We start from the raw sequence: 4469 nt of genomic DNA on the forward strand, positions 1-4469 counted from the left end.
ATGACGGCCTACCCTTTGCGGGTTCTACTATGGCTTCAGGCCAGGACGAAACCCGCCCATGGCGCCGGATGCATTTCATACAGCGATCATGAGCCAACGTGTGAGTTGGGTGCTCGATGCCGACCCGTATCCTGCAACTAATGCCTGCGGGCGGGTGCCGCGGTGGACCGACTTGTTCATCACGCAACGATCATTCGAAATGAACGTTGAAAGCTATCGACGACGTTCCACCCATGGGGGTCAAACGCCGGCGCGGCAGGCCAGCCTCATTCGCGACAATCAAAGGCACCGCCAGTTTGTCGCGCGCATTGCCTCGCCTGAACTGCTCCCTGAGAATGGGTTATTGCCTCATCTAAATTGCTCCCGCCGAATCAACCTCGGGAGCTGTGATGAGGAAGGTCAGCATGGCGACACGTGCGGAATTGGTGGCAGCGATCAGTTGTCGCTATGTGTTAGGCGGGCGGGCCGAGAAGGCGAGGATGTTAGACGAGTTCGTGGCGCTCACGGGCTTTCATCGCAAGCATGCGATGCGACTGCTGCGAGGAGAACGCAAACCGGCGAAGGGTGGTCCTCGGCCAGGGCGCCGGGTTTACGGCGACGACGTGCGGGCAGCGCTCGTCGTTGTTTGGGAGGCGTCGGATCGAATTTGCGGCAAGCGACTACACCCCCTGTTGCCAACACTAATCGAAGCGATGGAACGTCATGGACACGGCGATATGAATAGCGAGACGCGCCGGCGACTCTTGACGATGAGCCCAGCGACGATTGATCGGGTCCTCAAGGAGATTAAAGCGAGCGCCACGGGTCCGCGGCGCCGGAAAGGATCAACAGCGATTCGGCGTAGTGTTCCCGTTCGAACCTTCTCGGATTGGGATGACCCCGCACTTGGCTTTGTCGAAGCTGACCTCGTTTCTCATTCCGGCCCGTACCCGAGGGGTGCCTTCTCGCAAACGCTGGTGTTGACAGATATAGCCACGGGCTGGACGGAATGCGCGCCGCTGCTGGTTCGCGAGCAAACGGTACTGATCACTGCGTTGGCCGAACTGCGCAAGTTGCTGCCGTTCCCGCTGCTGGGCTTCGACACCGATAACGACAGTGTGTTCATGAACGAGAGTGTTCATGAGTATTGCTTGCGCGATAATATCGAACTTACCCGTTGCCGCCCTTACCGAAAGAATGATCAGGCATTTGTCGAGCAGAAGAATGGCGCAATCGTGCGCAAGATCGTTGGATACCGACGCTTCGAGGGGCTGCGAGCCACTCGGGAGCTGGCCAAGCTTTATTCGTCAATGCGGTTGTTCGTGAATTTCTTTCAGCCATCAGTCAAGCTGGAAGAAAAGCACCGTGACGGAGCCAAGGTGATCAAGCGCTATCATCGTCCTGCCACACTCTTCCAGCGGCTGTTTGACGACCCACGCACGCCGGAGGATACATGCCTTTGGCTCAAGGCGATGTACCTGACGCTCGAAGACTTTCTTTCTGGCTTACGGATTGCTTGGCGTGGTGGTGAAGTGAAACCGACTGCCCGCTCCAAGCCAGCGGCCAAGCGAGAGCGGCGGAGGCCCGATCCTCTACTCGCCGTCACTGCCGAACTCGAGGAATGGTTCGAGGCGGAGCCTTGGCGAACTTCGCGAGAGTTGCTTGAACGCTTGCAGGTCAAATGCCCCGGCGTGTATCCCGACGGCCTCATTCGGACCGTGCAGCGCCGAATGAAAATCTGGCGCAGTACACAGGCCAATGCGCTGGTGTTCGGGCCATTCGCCGATGCCGCGCGGCAGACGGAAAGTATAGAGGTCGGGCAGTGAGATCATTACCGAACAATACAGGATCGTCATCCGCGCTCTTACCGCCAGGTTGGCCTTCGACAACCGACCCCACCGGAAAACATGATGACCGCCCGCGAAGCCGCCCGCTCGCTACAGCGCTATTGAGAGGCGCGCTCGCGAGCGGCTTCGCTACCTCCGTCACCTGCACCAGGTGCGGGGATACGATCGGAACAACCCGTGAGGCATTCGAAAACATCGAGTGAGGCAACGACATTATTCTCCGGGAACACTCTTGGGTGAGGCAATACGGCGTCTCATCCTGATCGCCGCCCCATAGGTCGCATAACTATCAGGCGTGCAACGGGTTCTGTCAGCAGCTACACCGCAATGGTTCCGTTGCCTGAGGCGGCGAAATCAGAAAGGCCGGCGGAAAGATTGGTTGGAATCGGAAATTCTGACGGCACCCTTCGCGCTGCATGTTCCACACATCACCCGAAACTGCTTAAATGAAGGCCAATTTTAGCGGGCTCCGCATGGCAAGCGGCAAGCTGGCGAGCCTCTCAAGCCATGTGCCGGCCTGATGGTCGAGTGCAGACGATTGTCGGCAAGCCGTCGCCATATGGTGTTCGGCCATGCCTTGAGGGCATGATTGGATCTGGCTTTAGCATGCTGGGCGGCGGTCGGCAGGCATTAGGATCGAGGTTCCAAATTTGAATTTCGGAGGAACGGCATCGATGTACCCAAGACGGAACCCGCCGCGCGATGACGATTCTCGCGAAGTAAGTGGGTGGATCGAAGGCGTGACCGGAGCTTTCGAGACGGACGCCTGGATCGACGACTACTATTCAGAGAGCCGAGACCTGGAACAGGATCCGACCGACTTGCGCCTCGGTTCGCACGATAGTGACGCCGGCGACCGTGTGCCGCGTCGCAGTTCCGTGGGCGGTTCGATGCGAGTGACGCCGCAGTCGCTGGCGCCGGAGAGGGGTTCGGGGCAGCAAGACGTCGATGCCGCAACGGAGACTCACGTGGCCTCAACCAAGGTTCGCAAGCGTGGTCGCCCCGCCGACCGAGACATGCATCCTGATGACGAGACCCGTATCAACCAGTTCGCGGAAGCAGTCCGAAACTACGAAATTCTACCCGACGGTAGCGTCGGCCGAGGGGACGGAAGGGTTCCCGAGGCTACCGTCGAGAACAATTTAGGGATTCTTAGGAGGTTCGCTCGTTGGCTCCGAGCAGAAAACAGAGATTCGATGGCTTCTCGGCTTTTAAACGATCCAGATTCGCTAGCCGGTGATATCGCGGATTACTGGGCAAACGGTGGGGACGATCGTAAGCGTCTTAACTCAGCACTGTCTCATTTCAGGAGGCTCTCGCCTGAGGGGCAAGAACTCCAAGCCGTTGGACCTGGGCCGCGCCTGATGGGCCGCCGAATTCATGATCCTTATCCCGACGACGCCCTCATTATTGAGGCCTTGGCCAACGAAGAGCGGAGTAAGCTCCGACCGGTCTCGACTTCCCGGAAAAATGCCAGTAACCAACGAAAATTTAGCGCTTGGCTCAAAAGGGAGGGCAGGGAGAGCATAGTCAGCCGACTCACGGGTACTGATGAGCAGCAACGGTCGTTGCAGGAGGATTTTAGGAAATTTACCGAGGCCGAGGGAAAAGTGGTCGTGAGTTTCGATCGGCTGCGGCAGTATCTAGGCGCCGAGTCCCAGTTGAAACAGCATAATCCTTATCCCGACGACGCCCTCATGATTGATGGCTGCGCCAACGAAGAGCTGAGCAAGCTCGGATCGGACTCGACTTCCAAGAGGAATGTTGTCCGGATTACGGCCATAAATCAACGGAGGTTTAGCAATTGGCTCCAAAAGAATGGTAGGGGGAGCATAGCCAGTCGCCTGACTGGCAGTGATCAGCAGCAAGGGTCGTTGAAGGACGATTTTAGGGGCTTTACCAAGGCTGAAGGAAGAATAAACGTGGGTTTTGATCGGCTGCGGCAGTATCTAGGCGCCGAGTCCCAGTTGAAGCAGCATGATCCTTATCCCGACGACGCCCTCATTATTGAGGCCTTGGCCAACGAAGAGCAGAGTAAGCTCGGACCGGTCTCGACTTCCCGGAAAAATGCCAGTAACCAACGAAAATTTAGCGATTGGCTCAAAAGGGAGGGCAGGGGGAGCATAGTCAGCCGACTCACCGGTACTGATGAGCAGCAACGGTCGTTGCAGGAGGATTTTAGGGCCTTTACCAAGGAGGAAGGAAAAAAAGTGGTCGTGAGTTTCAATCGGCTGCGGCAGTATCTAGGCGCCGAGTCGCAGTTGAAACAGCATGATCCTTATCCCGACGACGCCCGCATCATTGATGACCTAGCCAAGGAAGCGCTGAGCAAGCTCGGATCGAACTCGACTTCGCAGAGGAAAGTCGTCTTGAATCTGGCCAGCAATCAACGGAGGTTTAGTGATTGGCTCCGAAAGAAGGGTCGGGGGAGCATAGGCAGTCGCTTGACTGGCAGTGATCAGCAGCAACAGTCGTTAAAGGACGATTACAGTAACTTTACCAACGCTGAAGGAAAAAGAATAAGCGTGAGTTTCGATCGGCTGCGGCAGTATCTAGGCGCTGAGTCGCAGTTGAAACAGCATGATCCCCATCCCGACGACGCCCTCATGATTGATAGCTTCGCCAACGAAGAGCTGAGTAAGC

The 4469-nt window shown here is 57.1% G+C and carries 1 protein-coding gene and 2 pseudogenes; all 3 read left to right on the forward strand.

The genetic code is table 11. From position 1 onward, the window contains the following. Positions 1–16: 16 nt before the first annotated feature. Positions 17–124, forward strand: a pseudogene (locus QWJ46_RS31390) (maturase); the annotation flags it as partial. Between the two features lie 265 nt (positions 125–389). Next, on the forward strand, positions 390–1805 hold the full coding sequence (locus QWJ46_RS30810) for an ISNCY family transposase (protein WP_026188840.1): 1416 nt from the start codon (positions 390–392) through the stop codon (positions 1803–1805). A gap of 761 nt (positions 1806–2566) precedes the next feature. Continuing rightward, a pseudogene (locus tag QWJ46_RS30815) lies at positions 2567–4469 on the forward strand (hypothetical protein); the annotation flags it as partial.

The sequence above is a fragment of the Rhizobium sp. CBN3 genome (genome assembly GCF_030518245.1).
Taxonomy (GTDB): Bacteria; Pseudomonadota; Alphaproteobacteria; order Rhizobiales; family Rhizobiaceae; genus Rhizobium; species Rhizobium aethiopicum_A.